Consider the following 20460-nt stretch of genomic DNA (forward strand, 5'->3'; position numbering starts at 1 on the left):
ATGGCATCCTGTTCAGTCGTCTTATGGACCGCCTTTGTCGTCACGCTCGTTGCGGTTCTGGTCCTCGCATTGCTACCGGTGCCCGAGCTTCAGGAATTCGGGCTCGATATCGGTTTCGACAATGACAAGCTCAATCACGCCAGCGCATTCGCCACCCTGGCTGTTCTGGGAGGTCTTGGCTGGCCCAGGCGCAAGGTCAGGCTGGTCATTTTCCTGGCCCTGGTCGGAGCAGCGATCGAGGTCCTTCAGGGCACGTCGCTGATAGAGCGCGATCTCGACGTGCTCGACTGGGTTGCCGACTGCATCGGTATAGCGGGCGGCCTCGCAGTGGCGATGTGTGTAAACTGGGTCATGTATCGCAAAAGTTGATGGCCAATCGCATCTGGTCCCACAGGCCGGAGCGCTGTCAGCCCGGACGCCTCAGCTCGCCTCGCGCATCGCTTCGGCGGCCTGCAGATCGACCGACACAAGCTGGCTGACGCCCTGCTCGGCCATGGTCACACCGAACAGCCGGTCCATGCGCGCCATGGTGATCGGGTTGTGGGTGATGATGACGAAGCGCGTCTCGGTGGTCTTGGCCATCTCGTCCATGAGATTGCAGAAGCGTTCGACATTGTGATCGTCGAGCGGCGCGTCGACTTCGTCGAGCACGCAGATCGGCGCCGGATTGGTCAGGAACACGGCGAAGATCAGCGACATCGCCGTCAGCGCCTGCTCGCCGCCCGACAACAGCGTCATGGTCTGCGGCTTCTTGCCGGGCGGGCGGGCAAGGATTTCCAGCCCCGCCTCGAGCGGATCCTCGGATTCGATCAGCTGCAATTCCGCCGTACCGCCACCGAACAGATGTGAGAACAGCCGCTGGAAGTGGCTGTTGACGACATCGAAGGCGGCCAGCAGCCGCTCGCGGCCCTCGCGGTTGAGGCTCTGGATCGCTTGCCTGAGCTTGCGGATCGCCTCGATGATGTCCTCGCGCTCGGAGACGATCGCTTCCAGCCGGTCGGAGAGTTCCTTCTGCTCTTCCTCGGCGCGCAGATTGACGGCGCCGAGCCGCTCGCGCTCGATCTTCAGCCGGTCGAGCTGGCGTTCGATCTCGGCCATTTCGGGCATCGGGTCGTCAGCTTCCAGGCCGGTGTGGCGGATGACCAGATGCGGCGGAGTGTTCAGCGTTTCCTGGATGCGCGCCTCGACCTCCAGCCGGCGCTCGTCGGCCGCCGTCAGCCTTTCCTCGGCGCGCACGCGGGTTTCGCGCGCCTCGGCCAGCGACTGGATGGCGGATGTGGCCGCCTTGTCGAATTCGGCTTGTCTGTTCTCCGCTTCCTGCAAACGGTCGGCGGCCGCCTTGCGCAAGGTCTCAGCCTCGGTCAGCTGTGACAGCAGCGCGCGCCGCTTGGCGTCGATCTCATCAGGCGCATCGGCCAGCCGTTCGCGCTCAGCCTCGGCCTCGGCCTTGCGTTCGCCGAGCGAGGCAATCTGGGTCGAGGCGTTTTCGGCGCGGACCAGCCAGTTGCTGCGCTCGGCGCCAATGGCATCCAGCCGGCGCGTGCGCGCCTCGGCCTCACGCCGCAGCCCCTCATGAACGGCCCGCGCGTCGGCCAGCGTGGCGCGGTCGCGGGAGACATTGGCCGAGGATTGTTCGAGCTGCAATTGCAGGTCGCCGAGATCGGGTGCGTCCTGCAGCAGCATTTCGGCCTCGACGAAAGCCGCCGAGGTTTCCTCATGGCTGTCGACGATGCGGGCACGCGCCTCATCCAGTGCCGCGCGCCGGCTCGCCAGCTCGCCGCCGGCCTTTTCGGCCTCGGCCAGCGCGTTGCGGGCAGCGTCCAGGCGATGCTGGGCGTCGCGTCCGGCCTGGCGCGTGTTGCGCTCGGCCTCACTCGCCAGCCGAAGCGCCTGTTCGGCCTGTGCCAGCGCCTCCTCGGCCTGGCGCAGGATGAACGTCGCCTGCACCGCTTCGGCATCGAGTTCGGCCAGCCGGTTCTTCTGCGCCAGCCTTTGGGCCGCGGCCGTCGGCGCATCGGCGCTGGCGGTCAGACCGTCCCAGCGCCATAGCGCGCCTTCCCGGCTGACCAGACGCTGGCCCGGCGCGAGCAGCGCCTGCAGCCGGCGGCCGTCAGCGGCGTCGACAATGCCGATCTGCGCCAGGCGGCGGGCAAGCTGCGCCGGCGCGCGAACCACGCTGGCAAGGCTCTTGATGCCCTCCGGCAGAGCCGCGTCGCCGGGCTGGATCTGGCTTTCGCCCCAATGCGCGGGCGCGCTGCGGTCGAGCGGCACGTCGAGGTCTTCGCCAAGGGCGGCACCCAGCGCCGTCTCGAAGCCGCGCTCGACGCTGATCTGCTCCAGTACGGACGGGAAGAGATCGCCGCTGGCGGCGTTGAGGATCTTGGCCAGCGTGCGTGCTTCGGTCTCGATCCGCGCCAGTTCCGCCCTCGCATCCTGAAGCGGCGGGCGGGCGGCGCTCTCGGCGGCGCGGGCATCGATGACCGACTGCTCGGCCTGCGCCACGGCTGCCTCGGATTCTTCCAGCAGCGCCATCGCCTGTTCGACCAGCACGCGCTTCTCGGCCGGATCCGGCAGGCCGGCGACCTTGGACAGGATGTCCGACAATTCGCGGTCGACCTCGGCGAGCTGGCGGGCGAAGCGGTCGCGGCGCTCAGCGGTTTCGCGCAGCGTGCGTTCGATCTGATGACGCGAGGCGGCGGCCTCGGCCCGTTCGGCGGTCAGCGCGGCGAGTTTGGCTTCGCTTTGTGCAAGCGTCGATGCCGCCTGTTCGAACGCCGCGCGGGTGGTGGCCTCGCGCTCCGCGGCGCTGGCGTTCTCGGAATTCAGTGTGGCCTCTTCGGTGCGCAGCCGTTCGAGAACATCGGCATTGTCGCGCACCATCCGCTCCTCGCGGGCGATGTCGCCGTCGAGCTGCTGCAAGCGGCGCTCGATTTCGGCCTGGCGGTTGCGGATGCGGCCGGCCTCCTCCTCGATCTGCGACTTGGCGATCGACAGGCGCTGGAAGGCAGCGGCGGCCGCGGCTTCAGCGTCGCGCAAATCAGGCAAGCGGTGAGCGCCGATGCCTTGCTCCCTGGCGGCGGCCATCTGCGCGGCGGCGCGATCGCCGACCAGGGCGGTGGCAACCGCCAGCGCCGAGCGCGCCTCGCCTTCCTGGGTCTTGGCCAGCGTCCAGCGCAGATGCAGCAATGTCGCCTCAGCCTTGCGGATATCGGCCGACAGGTTCTTGAAGCGCGAGGCCTGGCGCGCCTGGCGCTTGAGGCTTTCGATCTGGCTTTCCAGTTCGCCGACGACGTCGTCCAGGCGTTCGAGATTCTGTTCGGCCGCCTTCAACCGCAGTTCGGCCTCGTGGCGGCGGGTGTGCAGGCCGGAAATGCCGGCCGCCTCTTCGAGCAGGGCCCGGCGCGCCTGCGGCTTGGCCTGGATCAGTTCGCCGATACGGCCCTGGCCCACCATCGATGGCGAGCGCGCGCCGGTCGACTGGTCGGCGAACAGAAGCTGCACATCCTTGGCGCGCGCTTCCTTGCCGTTGATGCGGTAGAGCGAGCCGGCCTCGCGCTCGATGCGGCGCGACACCTGCAACTCATCGGCGTCATTGAAGGCTGATGGGGCCGAGCGGTCGCTGTTGTCGAGGAAAAGCGTGACTTCGGCGGTGTTGCGTGCAGGCCGCGTGCCCGAGCCGGAAAAGATCACGTCGTCCATGCCGGACGCGCGCATGTTCTTGTAGGAGCTTTCGCCCATCACCCAGCGCAGCGCCTCGACAAGGTTCGACTTGCCGCAGCCGTTCGGCCCGACAATACCCGTCAGGCCGCGTTCGATGACGAACTCGCCGGGCTCGACGAAAGACTTGAAACCAAGGAGGCGGAGGCGCGAAAACTTCATTCACGCGCCCCATAAAGGCGAGCGCCGAAACGCTGCCGCTTCAGCGCTGACCTGATGTCAGAGCAGAGGGTCGATGATGGCCGACATTTCCTCAATCGACATCGCCCCTTTGTAGGTCTTACCGTTGATGAAGAAGGTCGGTGTCGAGTCGACCTTGAATTCATTGGCGCCGCGCTTCTGGACCGATCTCACATCGTCCAGAAGTTTCTGGTCCGTCAAGCAGGCCTCGAAGGACTCCTGTGTAAAACCGGCGAGCTTCGAGATTTGCAGCAGCGCATCCTTGGTGTTCGACACGCCAACCCAGTTCGCCTGCTGCGCAAACAGCACGTCCACCATCGGGAAATAGTTATCCTTGGCGCAGCGTGCCAGCATGAAACCGGCTTCCGCGCTCGGATCGAACGGGAATTCGCGCAGGATATAGCGCGCCTTGCCGGTGTCGATATACTTCTTCCTCAGGTCCGGGAAGGTGGTTGCGGCGAAATGCGCGCAGTGCGGACAGGTCATCGAGGCGTATTCGACGATGGTGACCTTGGCGTCATCCTTGCCGAGCTGCTTGTCAGGCAGCGCGCCCGGCTTCAGCAGTTCGGCCATGTCGACGTTGCCCTGAGACTCGGGAACCTGAACGGCAGCCGGCGTGGCAGGCTTGGCAGGAGCGGCCGGATCCGCGGGCTTCACATCCGCTGCCTTGGCCTGTTCGCCGGAGTCGCTGCAGGCGGCGAGCAGAGCCACCGCCGGAATGGCGGCCAGCGAAGACAGGACGTTTCTGCGAGACAGACTTTTGCCGAACGAAGGACGGTTCATACGAATCACCTGACAAGGGTTGAATTTTGCAATGCAAAGGCACGAAAAAGCGAGAGTTGGCGCGAATTAAGGCATCTCCATCCCCAATCCAATCGCGAAACCTGACAGAGGCGATCACGAATGCGAGATGTTGACGACAAATCCATGACTGTCTTCAGGGAGTTTTTGACTTCCTTTCACCCAAAATGGTTGCACCAAGCCTTTCCAGCGAGGCGCGCAGTCCGTCATCCTCGATCAGTTCGACCGTGCTGGACAATTTCGTCTGCTCCGCCGCCGTCAAAGGCCTGAAGGTCGGTTTAGGCCGTCCTTTGCCCGCCGTCACCGGTTTTTGCACGATCCTGATGCGGCCTATTGCCGTAAAGCCGAGGAAAGCGTTGACCCGGTTGATGATCTCGCCGGTCTCGTGCTGCAGGTGAAGTGCGGCGATGCCTTCGCAGGCAATGACCAGCACCGCCGGCTCGAACGGATCATCCTCGTGCAAGCGGCGCGGCCACTGGATCTTCTCGGGCCGCGAACGGCTGGCGAGGCGCGGGCCGGCGATCTCTTCCCAGGACTGGACGAGGCCAATCGACATGCCTGCCCGCTTGCGCAGCACCGGATCGAGGATTTTGGTCGCAAGATCGCTCACCGGGACGGGATTGCCGTAGGGCGTTCTCCCTGCCATGTACGTTCTCCAGCCCACGACCCCAGCAATACCGGCCAGGCCAACACACGATCAATGGCACCAGCAGACCAGACCCGCAAGGCCCAGACACGCAAGGCAATCCCAGACGATACCGCGTCGCGCCTGCTCGCCTGGTATGACGTGCATCATCGCGAGCTGCCGTGGCGGGTGACGCCGCGCGAGCATGCACGCGGTGTGCGGCCCGACCCCTACCGCATCTGGCTGTCCGAAGTCATGCTGCAGCAGACCACCGTCGAGGCGGTGAAATCCTATTTCCGCGCCTTTGTCGAGAAATGGCCTGATGTGGAAGCGCTGGCCGCGGCGCCGACCGAAGACGTGATGAAGGCCTGGGCGGGGCTGGGTTACTACTCCCGCGCACGCAACCTCAAGGCCTGCGCCGATCTGGTGGCCGCGCGTGGCGGCCGGTTTCCCGATACCGAGGCCGGTTTGAGAGACCTGCCCGGCATCGGCGCCTATACGTCGGCGGCGATCACGGCGATAGCTTTCGACCGGCCGGCCGCCGTTGTCGACGGCAATGTCGAACGCGTCATATCAAGGCTGTTTTCGATGACCACGCCGCTGAGCGAGGCCAAGCCCGAGATACGCGCCCATGTCGAGGCCATGGTGCCGGCGGCAAGGCCGGGCGACTTCGCCCAGGCGATGATGGATCTCGGCGCGACGATCTGCACGCCGCGCCGGCCGCGCTGCATGCTGTGCCCGCTGCGCGAGGACTGCAGCGCCGTCGTCTCAGGCGATCCGGAAAATTTCCCGGTGCGGCTGCCAAAAGCCGACAAGCCACAGCGGCGCGGTGCCGCTTTCGTCGCCGTGCGTGAGGACGGCGCCATTCTTCTGCGAAAACGGCCCGAGAAAGGCTTGCTCGGCGGCATGACCGAGGTGCCGACAACGGGCTGGACGGCGCGGGTGGACGGAGCCACCACGCAGGCGGCAGCGCCTTTTCCCGGCGACTGGCGGCGTGCCGGGACAATCACGCATATCTTCACCCATTTCGCGCTCGAGCTCGAAGTCTTTCACGCCCACGTCAAAGGTGATGCGCCGGCAGGGCATTTCTGGTCACCCGCCCCCGAGATTTCCGGAGAGGCGCTGCCGACTGTCATGAAAAAGGCAATCGAGGCTGCGATACCCGGCGCGACAAAAAAGCAACGCCCGCATTGAAAGAGGCTTTATGACCGAGATCCGCCACATCGTTTTCGACATCGGCAAGGTGCTGATCCATTACGATCCCAACATCCCATTCAGCCGCCTCATTCCAGATGCCGAAGAGAGAAAGTGGTTTTTCGACAATGTCTGCACGCACGACTGGAACATCGAGCAGGACCGCGGCCGGACCTGGGAAGAGGCGGAGGCGCTGCTGATCGCGGACCATCCCGATCACGCGGAAAACATCCGCAATTTCCGTCGCCACTGGCACGACATGGTGCCGCACGCCTATGATGACAGCGTCGCTATCATGCTCGGCCTGATCGAGAGTGGCCACGATGTGACCATGCTGACCAATTTTGCATCCGACACTTTGGCAGAAGCCCGCAAACGCTTCGATTTCCTCAATCGTCCGCGCGGCGTGACCATCTCCGGCGAGATCGGCAAGATCAAACCGGATCGTGACATTTACGACCATCACGTGGCTGCATTCGGGCTCGAACCATCGGCGACGCTGTTCATCGACGACAGCCAGAAGAATGTCGACGGCGCTAAGGCCGCGGGCTGGCAATCGGTGCTGTTCACCGATGCCAGGACGCTTCAGGCAGATCTTGAACGCTTTGGAATCAAGGCGCGATCTGGATCGCTTGCGGCGAGCCGCTGAGATTTTGATTCAACGCGATACGCGATAATTCGGCAGGGGTTCAGCCCCCTGCCCGCTCCATGCCAAGCCGAGCAATGCGTCGGAGTTCGTCGATCGGGGTCAGGCCGCCGCTGCGCTCATAGTGCCAGAAGGTCCAGCCATTGCAGGCGTCCAGCCCCTGCACCTCGGCGCCGATCTTGTGGATCGAGCCGGCGCTGTCGCCGATCGCCACTGTGCCGTCGGCGCGCACCTTGGCGGCCCAGCGCTTCTTGGCGTCGTAGAGCGTAGCGCCCGGTGTCATCAATCCAGTGTCGATCAAGCTGACGAAGGCAACGCGCGGCTCGGCGCGCTTGCCGGTCAGCACCGTCAGATCGGTATCCTCCAGCGGCCGTACCGCGTCGATACGCTCGTTGGCGGCGTCGATATAGGCCTGCTCACGCTCGATGCCGACGAAATGGCGGCCGAGACGCTTGGCCACGGCGCCCGTCGTGCCGGAGCCGAAGAAGGGATCGAGCACGATGTCGCCCGGCTTGGTCGAGGCCATCATGATGCGGGCGAGCAACGCTTCCGGCTTCTGTGTCGGGTGCAATTTGTCGCCATTGTCGTTCTTCAGCCGCTCGCCGCCGGTGCAGATCGGAAACAGCCAGTCGGAGCGCATCTGGATGTCGTCGTTGGACGCCTTCAGCGCTTCATAGTTGAAAGTGTAGCCCTTACCTTTCTGGTCACGCGAGGCCCAGATCATCGTCTCATGCGCGTTCTGAAAGCGGCGGCCGCGGAAATTCGGCATCGGATTGGTCTTGCGCCAGACCACGTCATTGAGGATCCAGAAGCCCAGATCCTGCATCTTGGCGCCGACACGGAAGATGTTGTGGTAGGAGCCGATGACCCAGATGGTGCCGTTGGGCTTCAGCACACGCCGCGCCGCCAAAAGCCAGGCGCGGGTGAATGCGTCGTAGGCCTCAAAATTCTCGAACCGGTCCCAGTGATCGTCGACCGCGTCGACCTTGGACTGGTCGGGTCGGTGCAGATCGCCGTCGAGCTGCAGATTGTAGGGCGGATCGGCGAAGATGACGTCGACCGATTTTTCCGGCAGGCGGTCGAGCGCCGCGACGCAGTCGCCCTTGAGGATCGTGTCCAGCCATTCGGATTGCTGGGGAGCATGGGAAAGGTCGTCGAGAAGACGCACGGCAGACATTTTTACACCCAGGGCACGCGTTACTGTTTACTCCCCGTTATGGTTACCGATCAGCGTAAATATTCGGTGAAGGTCGAAGGAATCGCTCGCTCCGTTTGCGAAGGCCGGACCGTTGGTGTATGCCGCGCCGCCTGAGCCCATCGCGGCCTTCCTCCATCTTCCTTGTCCCGGATCACCATGCCCCAGCCAGATCTTGTCATCTTCGATTGCGACGGCGTGCTCGTCGATTCCGAAATCATCGCCGCGCGGGTCGAGGCTGAGCTGATAACGCTGGCCGGATATGAAATCTCCGCCGAGGAGGTTGCCGAGACCTATGCGGGCCTGACGTTCAAGGACATCCTGCTGCGGATCGAGGAGAAGTCCAAAATCCCGTTCCAGGCGTCGCTGATCGACCGCGCCGAAGAGCTCGTCGACCGCAAATTGCGCAGCGATGTGCGTGCCATAGAGGGCGTGCGCGAGGCGGTCGCCTCGGTCACGGCGCAACGCTGCATCTGCTCCAACTCACGCTCGGAGCGGATAGAATTCATGCTGGAGAAGGTGCACCTGCTGCCGTTTTTCGCCGGCCGCATCTTCTCGGCGCTGGAGATACCGAGCAAAAAGACCAAGCCGGCCCCGGACGTCTTCCTGCTTGCGGCGGAAAAACTCGGCGCCAATCCGGCCAACACCTTCGTCATCGAGGATTCCGTGCACGGCGTCACCGGCGCCAGGGCAGCCGGCATGCGGGTGATCGGCTTCACCGGCGCCAGCCACAGCTATCCCGGCCATGCCGACGCGCTGACCGAAGCCGGCGCCGAGACGGTGATCCGCCGCTGGGCCGAGCTGAAAAGCGTGATCGCGGCGCTCTCGGAATGGTCGGCCGACGCCTGAGACGTGCGCCAAGGCGCACGCTGTCCCCAATACTAGTTCGTGGCCGCGGCCTTCTTCCTGTGGGTCTTCTTCGGCTTGTCGGTCGTCGCCTTCGGCGCGGTTTCGTCATACCCGGCATAGGCCTGATAATCCTGCGCGGTCGGTGCCGGCACGACGACATTGGAATCGGTGAAGACGAACTGGGTGGCGACCGAAGGATCGGTGACCTGGACCTGATACTGGTGAATCTGCGAATAAAGCACGTCGGTGCCGTGCATCACCGCCGTGCGGATCGGCATGGTGATGGTGCCGGGTGTGAACTTCGGTCCCGGCACGATCTTGCCGGCGACCGCGATCTTCATCGTCAGCTGGCCGTCGGCGCGGCTGCAATCGCGGGTCACGTCGGCAATCGAGGCCTGGTAAATGATCCTCGCCGAATCGTCGGGCGGAGTGGCAGCGGCGGCCTCAGCCGCGGCCTGGGCAGCCGCATCCGCCTCGGCGTCGCCGGTCTTCTTGAGCTTCGGCTTGGGCTTCTTGACCTCGTTGACATAGGTGTTGAAGAAGGCCGTACCGTCGCGCACCGCCACCCTCGGGCAATAGGCGTTCAGCTGGCTGGCCAGAATCTGGGATCCTGCGGCGGCGGTGGCGCTGTTGGGTCCTTCTTGCCGAAACCGAGGTTAAGGATGCCATTGTCGCCCGATTGGCAGCCGGCGGCGGCGAGCATAAAGCCGGTGAGCGCAAGACCCGCCAAAAAGCGACCACTTGATGTACGAAACGCCATGAAACTCCCACTTCCCTCTCGTAAAGCTGGTGACGTATATCAACGGCGCGGCAAAAATGCGACTGGAGCCGGCACAGAAATTAACCACCTTGTGGTGAACGGAAAGCCAAGCGGCAACAGGACTGAGACATGCAATATGTGAGTACGCGCGGGGAAGCACCCGCGCTTGGATTTTCCGATGCCGTGCTGGCGGGCCTGGCCCGCGATGGCGGGCTTTACGTGCCGCGCGAGTGGCCGCAGTTTTCGCCATCCGAGATCCGCGCCATGCGTGGCCTTTCCTATCCCGATCTCGCGATCCGCGTGCTGACGCCGTTCCTTGGTGGTGAAATCGCAGCGCCGGTCTTCGAACGCCTGGTGCGCGAAGCCTATGCCACCTTCCGCCACGAAGCCGTCTGCCCGCTGGTGCAGACCGGCCCCAACACGTTCGTCCTCGAACTCTTCCATGGGCCGACGCTGGCGTTCAAGGACGTGGCGATGCAGTTGCTCGCCCGGCTGATGGACCATGTGCTTGCCGAACGCGGCCAGCATGCCACCATAGTCGGCGCCACCTCGGGCGACACCGGCGGCGCGGCGATCGACGCCTTTGCCGGACGCAGCCGCACCGACATCTTCATCCTGTTCCCGCATGGCCGCGTTTCGCCGGTGCAGCAGCGGCAGATGACGACGTCGAAGGCCGAGAACGTCCATGCGCTGGCGATCGAAGGCAATTTCGACGACTGCCAGGGCCTGCTCAAGGACATGTTCAACGACCACGCCTTCCGGGACCGGGTGGCGCTGTCGGGGGTCAATTCGATCAACTGGGCGCGCATCATGGCCCAGATCGTCTATTACTTCTCCTCGGCGCTGTCGCTCGGCGCGCCGGACAGGCCGGTGTCCTTCACCGTGCCGACCGGCAATTTCGGCGATATCTTCGCCGGCTACGCCGCCAAGAAGATGGGCCTGCCGATCGAAAGGCTGGTCATCGCCACCAACGACAACGACATATTGGCGCGCACCTTCGCGACCGGCGAATACCGCACCAAGGGCGTCTTTGCGACCACCTCGCCGTCGATGGATATCCAGGTGTCATCGAATTTCGAACGCCTGCTGTTCGAGGCCTCGAACCGTGACGCTGCGACGGTGCGGCGCTACATGGACGGCCTGAAGCAGTCCGGCGCCTTCACCATAGAAGTCCGCGAAATCAATGGGATGCGGTCCGAATTCGACGCCGGCCGTGCCACCATGGACGAGGTCGCCGCCACCATCCGCTCGACGCTCGCGGCCAGCAATTACCTGCTCGATCCGCATACAGCCGCAGCCGTGCATGTCGCGGCGGGCAAGGCGGCAGGTACTGTGCCCATGGTGGTGCTGGGCACCGCCCATCCGGCAAAATTCCCGGCCGCCGTCGAGGCCGCCAGCGGCGTCTCGCCCGCCCTGCCCGCATGGCTAGGGGGATTGATGACATTTGAGGAAAAATACACGGTACTTCCATCCGACCTGAAAATGGTGGAAGATTACGTCAGCCGCCGCGCGCGGGCGGCGCGTTAGGGAGTACGAGCCATATGGGTGTTGAGGTAAGCCGTCTGTCGAACGGCCTGACAGTCGCCACCGAAACCCTTCCAAGTATCGAATCGGTTGCCCTGGGGGCCTGGGTCAAGTCCGGCGCCCGCAATGAACGTGACGAAGAGCATGGCATGGCCCATCTGCTCGAGCACATGGCGTTCAAGGGTACGAAGCGGCGGACGGCCTTCGAAATCGCCTCGGAAATCGAGGATGTCGGCGGCGAGATCAACGCTGCCACCAGCGTCGAGACCACCTCCTACTACGCCAGGGTGCTCAGCGATGACGTACCGCTGGCAGTGGATATTCTCGCCGACATCCTGCAGGAGTCCGAATTCGACCCGCAGGAACTCGAGCGCGAGCAGCATGTCATCCTGCAGGAGATCGGCGCCGCGCACGATACGCCAGACGATATCGTCTTCGACCGTTTCACCGAGACGGCCTTTCGCCACCAGACCATCGGCCGCTCGATCCTGGGCACGCCGGAAACCGTCAAATCCTTTACTTCCAAGCAGTTGCACGATTTCATCGAACGCCAATATGGCGCCGAGCGGATGGTCATCGTGGCTGCCGGCGACATCAAGCACGACAATTTCGTGCGCGAAGTCGAGAAGCAGCTTGGCGGCTTCCGCAGCAAGGCCGACAGCACCATCCCGCAATATGCGCAATATGTCGGTGGCGATTTCCGCGAGGACCGCGACCTGATGGACGCGCAGATCGTGCTGGGCTTCGAGGGCCGCGCGTACCATGTTCGCGACTTCTACGCCTCGCAGGTGCTGTCGATGATCCTCGGTGGCGGCATGTCATCGCGCCTGTTCCAGGAGGTCCGCGAGAAGCGCGGCCTGTGTTACTCCGTCTATGCCTTCCACTGGGGCTTTTCCGACACCGGCATCTTCGGCGTCCATGCCGCGACTGGCCAGAGCGACATTGCCGAACTCGTGCCTGTCATTATCGACGAACTGCAGAAGGCCGGCGAGAACATCCTGCAGGAAGAACTCGACCGCGCGCGCGCCCAATATCGCGCCGGGCTGATCATGTCCGCCGAAAGCCCGGCCAGCCGCGCCTCGCAGATTGCAAGGCAACTGCTTTTGTTCGGCAGGCCGATCGCCAAGGAGGAATTGATGGAGCGCCTCTCGGCGCTGACGGTGGAGCGGCTGACCGACCTGTCATCGCGGATGTTCTCGACCAAGCCGACGCTTACCGCTGTCGGGCCCGTGGGTACGCTGGCACCATATGAGGCGATTCTCGATTCGCTTCCGGGCACGCAGACCACGGCCCGCAGGCTCGCCGTCTAAGTCCCCCAAGCGTCGTGTTCGCGCTCCCTTTCTTTCGCCGTGACCTGCCGGCGCTGAAGGGTGATCTCGTCACGCTGCGCGTGCCATTCACCAATGACTTCCGGGAATGGTCGATATTGCGCGGTGAAAGCCGCGCCTTTCTGGAGCCGTGGGAGCCACGCTGGACTCCCGACGAGCTCGACCGCGCGGCATGGCGCCTGCGCATCAGCCGCTACCGCGAGGACTATGCGCAGGGAACGGCGATCGCCTTCTTCATCTTCGAGAAGTCGAGCGGCAAGCTGGCCGGCGGTATCACGCTCGGCAACATACGCCACGGCGTCTCGCAAAGCGGCCATGTCGGCTACTGGATCGGCGAGCGCTTCGGCGGGCGCGGGCTGATGACCGACGCGGTCAAGGTCGTGGTGCGCTTCGCCTTCGATACGCTGAGGTTGCACCGGATCGAGGCGGCCTGTATTCCCGACAATATCCGGTCGATCCGCGTGCTTGAAAAAGCCGGATTCCGGCGCGAAGGACTGTTAAGATCCTATCTGAGGATCAACGGCATCTGGCAGGACCACTACCTCTACGCGCGGATCGCGGACGATCCGCTGGCCGCAGGAACGAAGGACTGATTTTTGACGAATTTCCTGCGAAACGGGCCGCTGTTCGCCTTTGTCCTCGCGGCAATCCTGACGCTGTGCGCGGCTTCGTCGGCCTTTGCCGTCGAACCGATCAAGATTGCCCGCGACGATGTCGCGCTCGACCTGTCGCGCGCCTTCGAAATCTACCGCAACCAGGGCGAAAACTTCCAGGTGTCGACCGCGCCGGGGCCGGACGGCATTGTGCGGCGCATCGAGGTCGAGGCCAAAGACGCCCGCTCGACCGGCGACTGGGCGGTGTTCGCGCTGGCCAACAGCACCGACCAGCAGATCGACAGGCTGATCGTGGCGCCGCATTTCCGATTGGTCAATTCCGGCATCTTCTGGCCCGATCTCGGCGCCACCCGCATTGCCGCGATCACGCCCAGCGAGGGCTTTGCGCTCGACCGCCAGACCAGCCCTGACGCTGATGTGTTCCGGGTGACGCTGAACCCGGGAACGGTGATCACCTTCATCGCCGAGCTCGCCTCGCCCAAGCTGCCACAGGTCTATCTCTGGGAGCCGGAGGCCTACAAGGACTCGGTCAATTCCTACACGCTGTTTCGCGGCATCGTTATCGGCATCGCAGGCCTTCTGGCGCTGTTCCTGACCATCCTTTTCGTGGTCAAGGGGACCTCGATGTTCCCGGCGACCGCGGCACTTGCCTGGGCGGTGCTTTCCTATATCTGCGTCGATTTCGGCTTCCTCAACAAGGTCATCGAGATCTCGCCCGGCAATGAGCAGATGTGGCGGGCGGGAACGGAGGTGGCGCTTGCGGCGACCTTCGTCGTCTTCCTGTTCGCCTACCTCAACCTCAACCGATGGCACGGCCATTTCAGCTATGGCGCGCTGGTCTGGATTCTCGGGCTGGTGCTGATTGCGGGCGTCGCCATCGTCGATCCGGCGGTCGCCGCCGGCATCGCCCGCATCTCCTTTGCCGCCACCGCGCTGACCGGGCTCGGCCTGATCATCTTCCTCGGGATTCGTGGTTATGACCGCGCCATCATGCTGGTGCCCAGTTGGGTCATGGTGCTGTTGTGGCTATGCGGGTCATGGATGGCGATCACCGGCATGCTCGACAATGACATCGCCCAGCCGGCGCTCGGCGGCGGGCTGATCCTGATCATCCTGTTGATCGGCTTCACCGTCATGCAGCACGCCTTTGCCGGGGGCGCGCTGCATCAGGGGCTGTTCTCCGACCTCGAACGCCAGGCGCTGGCGGTTGCCGGGTCGGGCGACACGGTGTGGGACTGGGACGTGCTGCGCGACCGCGTCGTCACCAAGCCCGACGTCAGCATCCAGCTCGGCCTCGCGCCCAACAGCCTTGGGGGTGCTGCACGCAACTGGCTGCCCGTGCTGCATGCCGACGACCGCGACACGTTCCGCACGACGCTCGACGTGGTGCTTGAACACAGGCGCGGCCGGGTGTCTCAGAACTTCCGCCTGCGCGGCGCCGATGGGCATTATCACTGGTTCAACTTGCGGGCGCGGCCGGTTATCGGATCGGACGGCGAGGTCATCCGCTGCGTCGGCACCATGGTCGACGTCACCGAGCAGAAGAAGTCCGAGGAGCGGCTGCTGCACGACGCCGTGCACGACAATCTGACAGGGTTGCCGAACCGCGAACTGTTCATGAACCGGCTGGAAGCGATCATCTCGATCGCCCGCACCGAAGAGAAGGTGCGCCCGACCGTCTTCGTCATCGACATCGACCGCTTCAAGCAGGTCAATGACGGGCTCGGCATCTCAGCCGGCGACACCATCCTGCTGACTATAGCGCGCCGCCTGCACCGGCTGTTGAAGCCGAAGGATCCGCTGTCGCGCTTTGCCGGCGACCAGTTCGCGCTGATGCTTTTGTCCGAACAGGACCCTGCCCGCATTGCCGGCGTGGCTGACGCCATCAAGCATGCGATCAACAATCCGATCACCTTTGCCAAGCGCGAGATCGTGCTGACCGCCTCGATCGGCCTGATCACCTGGACCTCGGCGCAGACCTCGGCCGAGGACATGGTCAAGGACGCCGAGCTTGCCATGCATCAGGCCAAGCGCTTTGGTGGCGACCGGATCGAGCCGTTCCGCCCGGCCTTCCGCACCGTCGGCACCGACCGGCTGCAGTTCGAATCCGACCTGCGGCGCGCCATCGAGCGGCGCGAATTCACCCTTGCCTACCAGCCGATCGTGCGGCTGGAAGACGGCAGCGTTGCCGGCTTCGAAGCCTTGCTGCGCTGGGACCATCCGCGCCGCGGCATGATCCCCCCGGCCGACTTCATCCCGGTCGCCGAAAGCTGCGGGCTGATCGTGCAGCTTGGGCTGTTTGCCATGCAGCAGGCGGCCGAGGACCTGGCCGGATGGCAAAAGCAGATCGGCGACGCACCGCTGTCGGTCTCGGTCAACCTGTCCAGCCGCCAGCTCATCCGCCGCGACCTGGTCAGCGATGTCCGCTCCGTCATAGCAAGGGCCAATCTGAAGCCGCGCTGCTTCCGGCTCGAACTCACCGAGTCCCTGGTGATGGATAACCCCGAGCAGACGGCGCATGTGCTGACCAAGCTGAAGCAGCTCGGCATCGGCCTGTCGCTGGACGATTTCGGCACCGGCTATTCCTCGCTCGCCTATCTGACGCGGTTCCCGTTCGACACGATCAAGATCGACAAGAGCTTTGTCGACGACAGCACGCCCAAACGCGCCGTGCTGCTCAAATCCATGGTCAACATGGCGCATGAGCTCGGCCTGTCGGTGGTCGCCGAAGGCATTTCGGACGAACGCGATGCGCTGGAATTGCGCCAGATGGGCTGCGAATATGTGCAGAGCTTCATGTTCGGCGCGCCGATGCCGGGCGACCAGGTGCTGAAGACGCTGAAGGAGCAGTATCCGCTGACGCAGGCTTAGAGGCTGTGTCGGCCTGATAGGTCAGGCGTGTCCGGCGGCCAGGCTGAGATGCGCCAGATCGATGCCGATCGAGGCGAGGATGCGATCGTATTTGCGCTCGATGTCGGCGTCGAACAGAAGCTCGGGGCTGGCCGGGCAGGTCAGCCAGCCATTTTCGGCGATTTCGGTTTCCAGCTGGCCGGCACCCCAGCCCGAATAGCCCAGCGCCATCAGCGCGTGACGCGGGCCGCGGCCCGACGATATGGCGCGCAGTATGTCGACCGTCGCGGTCAGGCAGATATCGTCGGAAACGGTCAGCGACGATTCCACGCGATAGTCGCCAGAATGCAGGACGAAGCCCCGGCTGCGATCGACAGGGCCGCCATTGCGCACGACGAAATCGCGCGCCTGCGCCGGCAGGCGGATCGCCTCCTGCTCGTTCATGATGCCAAGCTGCACCAGAAGATCCGGAAACAGCATCTGCTGTGTCTGGTTGATGATCAGGCCCATCGCGCCTTCATCTGAGTGCGCGCAGATGTAGATGACCGAGCGCGTGAAACGATCGTCCTTCATGCCGGGCATGGCAATCAGGAACTGATCGTCGAGAAAGCCGCGTCCAGCAGCCGTCTTTTTGTGGCGCAACAAATCCATGGCAGCGAGGGTACCGTGTTTCCCCGGCGCCGAAAAGATGCGCCGCGCCGGATTCGACCAAAGCCCATGGTGCCAGGCCGCCATGGCTTGCCCGCGAAGGTCACGCAAATATGATATCAACAAAGCCGTGAAAACATTGCGAAGCCACGAACGGACGATCAAATCACCGCCATGCAAAGCTTGAAAATCCTGCTGCTCGGCGCCGCCATCGGATCAGCGGCCGCTCTCCCCGCCTCCGCCTCCTCGTCCGCCTGGTACAACAGCGAAGGCGGCAAGGTGCGGTTGGTGACATCAGGCAAGCCCGACGAGGCCGGCCGCATCCAGGGCGTTCTCGACATCGCGCTCAAGCCAGGCTGGAAGACCTATTGGCGCGACCCGGGCGACGCCGGTGTGCCGCCGCAGCTCGATGTTTCGGCCAGCACCAACATCGCCGATGCCACACTCTCGTTTCCGGCACCGCAACGCCACGACGATGGTTATGGCAAATGGGCAGGCTACAACTATCCGATTTCGCTGCCTGTGACCTTTACGCTGGCAACCCCGAACCAGCCGGCTGTCATCGATGCCGATATCTTCTCGGCATTTGCGAGACGATCTGCATCCCCGTGCAGACACGGCTGACCGTCGATCCCACTTCCGATCCTGACAATGCCGACGACGCGGCCCTGGTGAAGGCGAGCTTCACGGCGTTGCCGGCGCCGGCAAAGCCTGATTTCGGCATCAACGTGCTGCCGGGCGATCATGAGACGCTGGTTGTCGAGGCGAGCTTTCCCGGTGACCCGGAGGCAGCGGATTTCTTCGTCGCCGGCGAGCGGGACTATATGTTCGGCACCCCTTCCCGCAGCGAAAAGGACGGCAAGCTGATCTTCACCGTTCCGATCCTCGATCGCCCTTCGACGACGCCCACGGATGGCGGGCTTCACTACACGCTGACGAGTTCGGCGGGCGCGGTCGAAGGGCTTTTGCCTTTCCCTTGATCCAGCTTGCCCGAATGGTTGCAGGACGCCGCTGAGTTCGCTACGCAAGCATGCATCCTTCCCATTCCCCAAGCGAGGAACTCATGACCATTTCCGTTGGCGACAAGCTGCCCGAGGTGACCTTCAAGACAATGACTGCCGACGGCGCCAAGGCGATCACGTCGGCCGAGATTTTCCCGGGCAAGAAGGTGGTCCTGTTCGGTGTTCCCGGCGCCTTCACGCCGACCTGCAGCAACAACCATCTGCCCGGCTATCTCGAAAACCATGACGCCATCCTGGCGCGTGGCGTCGACACCATCGCCGTCGTTTCGGTCAACGACGTTCATGTCATGGGCGCCTGGGCGCACTTCACCGGCGGCGAAGGCAAGATCTTGTTCCTCGCCGACGGCAGTGGTGATTTCGCCAGGGCGGTCGGGCTCGACAACGACCTTTCCGCCGCCGGCATGGGCCTGCGCTCGAAGCGGTTTTCGATGATCATCGACGACGGCAAGGTCACCGCGCTCAATGTCGAGACCAAGCCCGGCGTCGACGAGTCCGGCGCGGCTCATATTCTCGGACAGCTCTGAGCTTCAACGACGGCGTCGGGCGAGGCCGCAACAGTCGGCCTGACCGACAACCGCTTGCGCTTGAGAATTGCCGGCTTTCGGGGGATCCAGCAATGTTTGACGTCATCTGGCGCGCTATCGCGATCGGCATCGGCGCCACCATACTGATGGATCTCTGGGCCCTCTTCTTGCATAAGGCCTTCGGCCAGCCGCGGCCGAACTGGGGACCTGTCGGTCGCTGGGTCTGGCACCTCACCGACAAGGTCTTTCACGATGATATCGGCGAGGCCGAGCCTTACGCGCATGAAGTGGCGCTCGGCTGGGCCTTTCACTATTTCGTCGGCATCGTCTACGGCATCATCCTGGTCGTGCTGGCCGGAGCCGGCTGGCTTGCCGCGCCGACCTTCATGCCGGCCTTCATCCTCGGCATCGTCACCGTCGGCGCCGGCTGGTTCCTGCTGGCACCCGGCATGGGCGCCGGATGGGCAGCCTCGAAGCGGCCCAATCCGATGCAGATCCGGGCGCTCAACCTGGTCTCTCACACAGTGTTCGCGCTCGGGCTTTGGGGCACGGCGCTGGTGATCCGCTAGACACCTAAAGCGCGTCGCGTTGAAACGGATTCATGCGAAGCGCTTTAGGTGCATCTTTTTGTGCAGGTCGTTCTCCCAAAACCGAGGTCACTTTTGGGCGACATGCATTAGAACAGACGGTTCAGATCCCGCCGCCCGTCTACCACACGGACGATTTCAACCCACTCGACTGGGCCGTCGTCGGTGTCCGGAATCGTTTCGTAGAGCAGTACAAACGGCGCCTCCACCAGCATTCGTGCGGAAGGCCTGATGTCCGGTCGCCTAACACCCATTCGCGGCTGGTCTGCCAGTTGCATGGCCCGCGCTTCCAACCGATCATAATAGCGATCGGCCGCTCGTATGTTTTCACTGCCTACTATCACGTAGATATCGATCAGGTCCGCCCTGGCTGCGGGTGACCAGACCAGCCTAACGGCCATTCGGCGAGGCTTCCGTTAGCTTTTGCCGAGCTTCCTTTCGCAAAGCGTCGAAATCCACAGGCTCCGGTCTCCCGCTTGCCTTGCCTTCATCCCACAGCTGTCGCAGCCGGCGGATATCTTCGTGCCGCAGCTCGCGCTTGGCCAGCCAATCCCGCACTGCTTCACGCACAATCTCGCTTGCGGTGGCATACTCGCCCGCTTCCACAGCCTCTCGCATGAGGGCTGCCTGTTGTGGGGTCACAGCCACGCTCATTTTTTCAACATTTGCCATGCTGGGTCCTTATGGCATTGCTCCATGGTAGGAAATATTACTCCCATCCATGTCCTTGAGCAACGCCACCGGAAGAGCCTATCCTAACCTATGCGCACTCTCGCGGGTCAAGGCAGCCTGTCGATCGGCCGCCATCCATGCATGACACGGTGCGCGCCGATATCGTAGGCAAAATAGTTGCCGCCGCCGGCCGGCTGATCCGCTTCGCGGCTGATTTCCCGTCCGCTGAGAGACAGCAACAGGAGCGTTCCAACTCCTCCATGGCCAACGACAGCGATGTCGCCGGCCTCATCGCCGCCGAGCACGGCCTCGACCTCGCTGATAATGCGTTGCTGCGCATCGATCGCCCGCTCCCACTCGCGAATACTTTTGTGCGGATTGGCGAAGAACTGGTCGGCAACCGCTTCGAACTCCGGCGGCGGCAGAAAGCCCGTCGCGGACCGGTCGTTCTCATGCATCCGTTCCCTGACCTCCACGGCAAGGCGGAGATGGCCTGCGAGTATCTCAGCGGTTTCTATCGCCTTGCGCTCGCCCGACGACACGATACGCCTGATTGAACCGACCCATGGCTGATCAAGCATGGCAACGGCTCTCGCCCGCCCGACGTCCGATAGTCCCCATTCCGGCACGGGAATGGCGGCATCGATCTGCACCTGGGGATGCGTGACATAGTAGAGGATCGGCATGATCAAGGTTCCCGCCTGAGCGCCGACCAGCTGCTGGA

The 20460-nt window shown here is 63.7% G+C and carries 18 protein-coding genes and 2 pseudogenes; 11 read left to right on the plus strand and 9 right to left on the minus strand.

Annotation, left to right across the window (positions count from 1 at the left end; all coding sequences use genetic code 11):
* Complete coding sequence (locus AC0V8S_RS30115) at positions 1-369, plus strand: VanZ family protein (protein WP_475435092.1); 369 nt, start codon at positions 1-3, stop codon at positions 367-369.
* A gap of 51 nt (positions 370-420) precedes the next feature.
* Here AC0V8S_RS30115 and smc read toward each other — a convergent pair whose 3' ends face one another.
* The 3 genes from smc to AC0V8S_RS30130 all read right to left on the minus strand — a co-directional run bounded on the left by smc (position 421) and on the right by AC0V8S_RS30130 (position 5344).
* Entirely contained in the window at positions 421-3879 is a 3459-nt protein-coding gene (gene smc / locus AC0V8S_RS30120; protein ID WP_475435093.1) for a chromosome segregation protein SMC, read from the minus strand.
* Between the two features lie 57 nt (positions 3880-3936).
* Positions 3937-4680 (minus strand): DsbA family protein, encoded by a 744-nt coding sequence (locus AC0V8S_RS30125; protein WP_475435094.1) that lies wholly within the window; start codon positions 4678-4680, stop codon positions 3937-3939.
* A gap of 154 nt (positions 4681-4834) precedes the next feature.
* The gene (locus AC0V8S_RS30130) at positions 4835-5344 is read right to left on the minus strand and encodes a DUF721 domain-containing protein (protein ID WP_475435096.1); all 510 of its coding nucleotides are present in this window, start codon (positions 5342-5344) and stop codon (positions 4835-4837) included.
* A gap of 54 nt (positions 5345-5398) precedes the next feature.
* On the opposite strand from AC0V8S_RS30130, the gene mutY reads away from it, so the two are divergent.
* Together mutY and AC0V8S_RS30140 are read left to right on the plus strand one after the other, a co-directional pair.
* Entirely contained in the window at positions 5399-6517 is a 1119-nt protein-coding gene (gene mutY, locus AC0V8S_RS30135) for an A/G-specific adenine glycosylase (RefSeq protein ID WP_475435098.1), read from the plus strand.
* Positions 6518-6527: 10 nt separating this feature from the next.
* A complete protein-coding gene (locus AC0V8S_RS30140) occupies positions 6528-7166 on the plus strand; it encodes an HAD family hydrolase (RefSeq protein ID WP_475435100.1) in 639 nt (212 codons plus the stop codon).
* Positions 7167-7206: 40 nt separating this feature from the next.
* Here the strand turns inward: AC0V8S_RS30140 and AC0V8S_RS30145 are convergent, their stop codons facing one another.
* Entirely contained in the window at positions 7207-8340 is a 1134-nt protein-coding gene (locus AC0V8S_RS30145) for a DNA methyltransferase (RefSeq protein WP_475435101.1), read from the minus strand.
* A gap of 177 nt (positions 8341-8517) precedes the next feature.
* Here AC0V8S_RS30145 and AC0V8S_RS30150 point away from each other — a divergent pair, with 177 nt between their 5' ends.
* Positions 8518-9207 (plus strand): HAD family hydrolase, encoded by a 690-nt coding sequence (locus AC0V8S_RS30150; protein ID WP_475435103.1) that lies wholly within the window; start codon positions 8518-8520, stop codon positions 9205-9207.
* Positions 9208-9239: 32 nt separating this feature from the next.
* On the opposite strand, the pseudogene AC0V8S_RS30155 reads toward AC0V8S_RS30150, so the two are convergent.
* Positions 9240-9967, minus strand: a pseudogene (locus tag AC0V8S_RS30155) (hypothetical protein).
* 129 nt (positions 9968-10096) lie between these two features.
* On the opposite strand from AC0V8S_RS30155, the gene thrC reads away from it, so the two are divergent.
* The 4 genes from thrC to AC0V8S_RS30175 are packed head-to-tail and all read left to right on the plus strand — an operon-like array spanning position 10097 to position 16304.
* Complete coding sequence (thrC, locus tag AC0V8S_RS30160; protein WP_475435105.1) at positions 10097-11494, plus strand: threonine synthase; 1398 nt, start codon at positions 10097-10099, stop codon at positions 11492-11494.
* Between the two features lie 14 nt (positions 11495-11508).
* Positions 11509-12801, plus strand: coding sequence for a M16 family metallopeptidase (locus tag AC0V8S_RS30165; protein ID WP_095198663.1), 1293 nt, complete (start codon positions 11509-11511; stop codon positions 12799-12801).
* A 14-nt stretch (positions 12802-12815) separates the two neighbouring features.
* Positions 12816-13412, plus strand: coding sequence for a GNAT family N-acetyltransferase (locus AC0V8S_RS30170; protein ID WP_475435108.1), 597 nt, complete (start codon positions 12816-12818; stop codon positions 13410-13412).
* A gap of 3 nt (positions 13413-13415) precedes the next feature.
* On the plus strand, positions 13416-16304 hold the full coding sequence (locus tag AC0V8S_RS30175; RefSeq protein ID WP_475435109.1) for an EAL domain-containing protein: 2889 nt from the start codon (positions 13416-13418) through the stop codon (positions 16302-16304).
* A gap of 21 nt (positions 16305-16325) precedes the next feature.
* On the opposite strand, the gene AC0V8S_RS30180 is transcribed toward AC0V8S_RS30175, so the two are convergent.
* A complete protein-coding gene (locus tag AC0V8S_RS30180; RefSeq protein ID WP_027046619.1) occupies positions 16326-16934 on the minus strand; it encodes a YqgE/AlgH family protein in 609 nt (202 codons plus the stop codon).
* Positions 16935-17105: 171 nt separating this feature from the next.
* Between AC0V8S_RS30180 and AC0V8S_RS30185 the strand changes: the two are divergent.
* The 3 genes and pseudogenes from AC0V8S_RS30185 (at position 17106) to AC0V8S_RS30195 (ending at position 19046) form a co-directional block, all read left to right on the plus strand.
* Positions 17106-17911 (plus strand): annotated as a pseudogene (locus tag AC0V8S_RS30185) (protein-disulfide reductase DsbD domain-containing protein).
* 83 nt (positions 17912-17994) lie between these two features.
* Complete coding sequence (locus AC0V8S_RS30190) at positions 17995-18477, plus strand: peroxiredoxin (RefSeq protein ID WP_183457475.1); 483 nt, start codon at positions 17995-17997, stop codon at positions 18475-18477.
* A gap of 92 nt (positions 18478-18569) precedes the next feature.
* Positions 18570-19046, plus strand: coding sequence for a DUF2938 domain-containing protein (locus AC0V8S_RS30195; RefSeq protein WP_475435112.1), 477 nt, complete (start codon positions 18570-18572; stop codon positions 19044-19046).
* A gap of 107 nt (positions 19047-19153) precedes the next feature.
* Here AC0V8S_RS30195 and AC0V8S_RS30200 read toward each other — a convergent pair whose 3' ends face one another.
* The 3 genes from AC0V8S_RS30200 to AC0V8S_RS30210 form a co-directional block, all read right to left on the minus strand.
* A complete protein-coding gene (locus AC0V8S_RS30200; RefSeq protein WP_183457471.1) occupies positions 19154-19465 on the minus strand; it encodes a type II toxin-antitoxin system RelE/ParE family toxin in 312 nt (103 codons plus the stop codon).
* Positions 19455-19736 (minus strand): ribbon-helix-helix domain-containing protein, encoded by a 282-nt coding sequence (locus AC0V8S_RS30205; protein ID WP_183457469.1) that lies wholly within the window; start codon positions 19734-19736, stop codon positions 19455-19457. The genes AC0V8S_RS30200 and AC0V8S_RS30205 overlap by 11 nt, the downstream gene beginning before the upstream one ends.
* A 107-nt stretch (positions 19737-19843) precedes the next feature.
* Positions 19844-20422 (minus strand): histidine phosphatase family protein, encoded by a 579-nt coding sequence (locus tag AC0V8S_RS30210; RefSeq protein ID WP_183457467.1) that lies wholly within the window; start codon positions 20420-20422, stop codon positions 19844-19846.
* Positions 20423-20460: the final 38 nt, after the last annotated feature.

Source organism: Mesorhizobium oxytropidicola, from assembly GCF_056174625.1.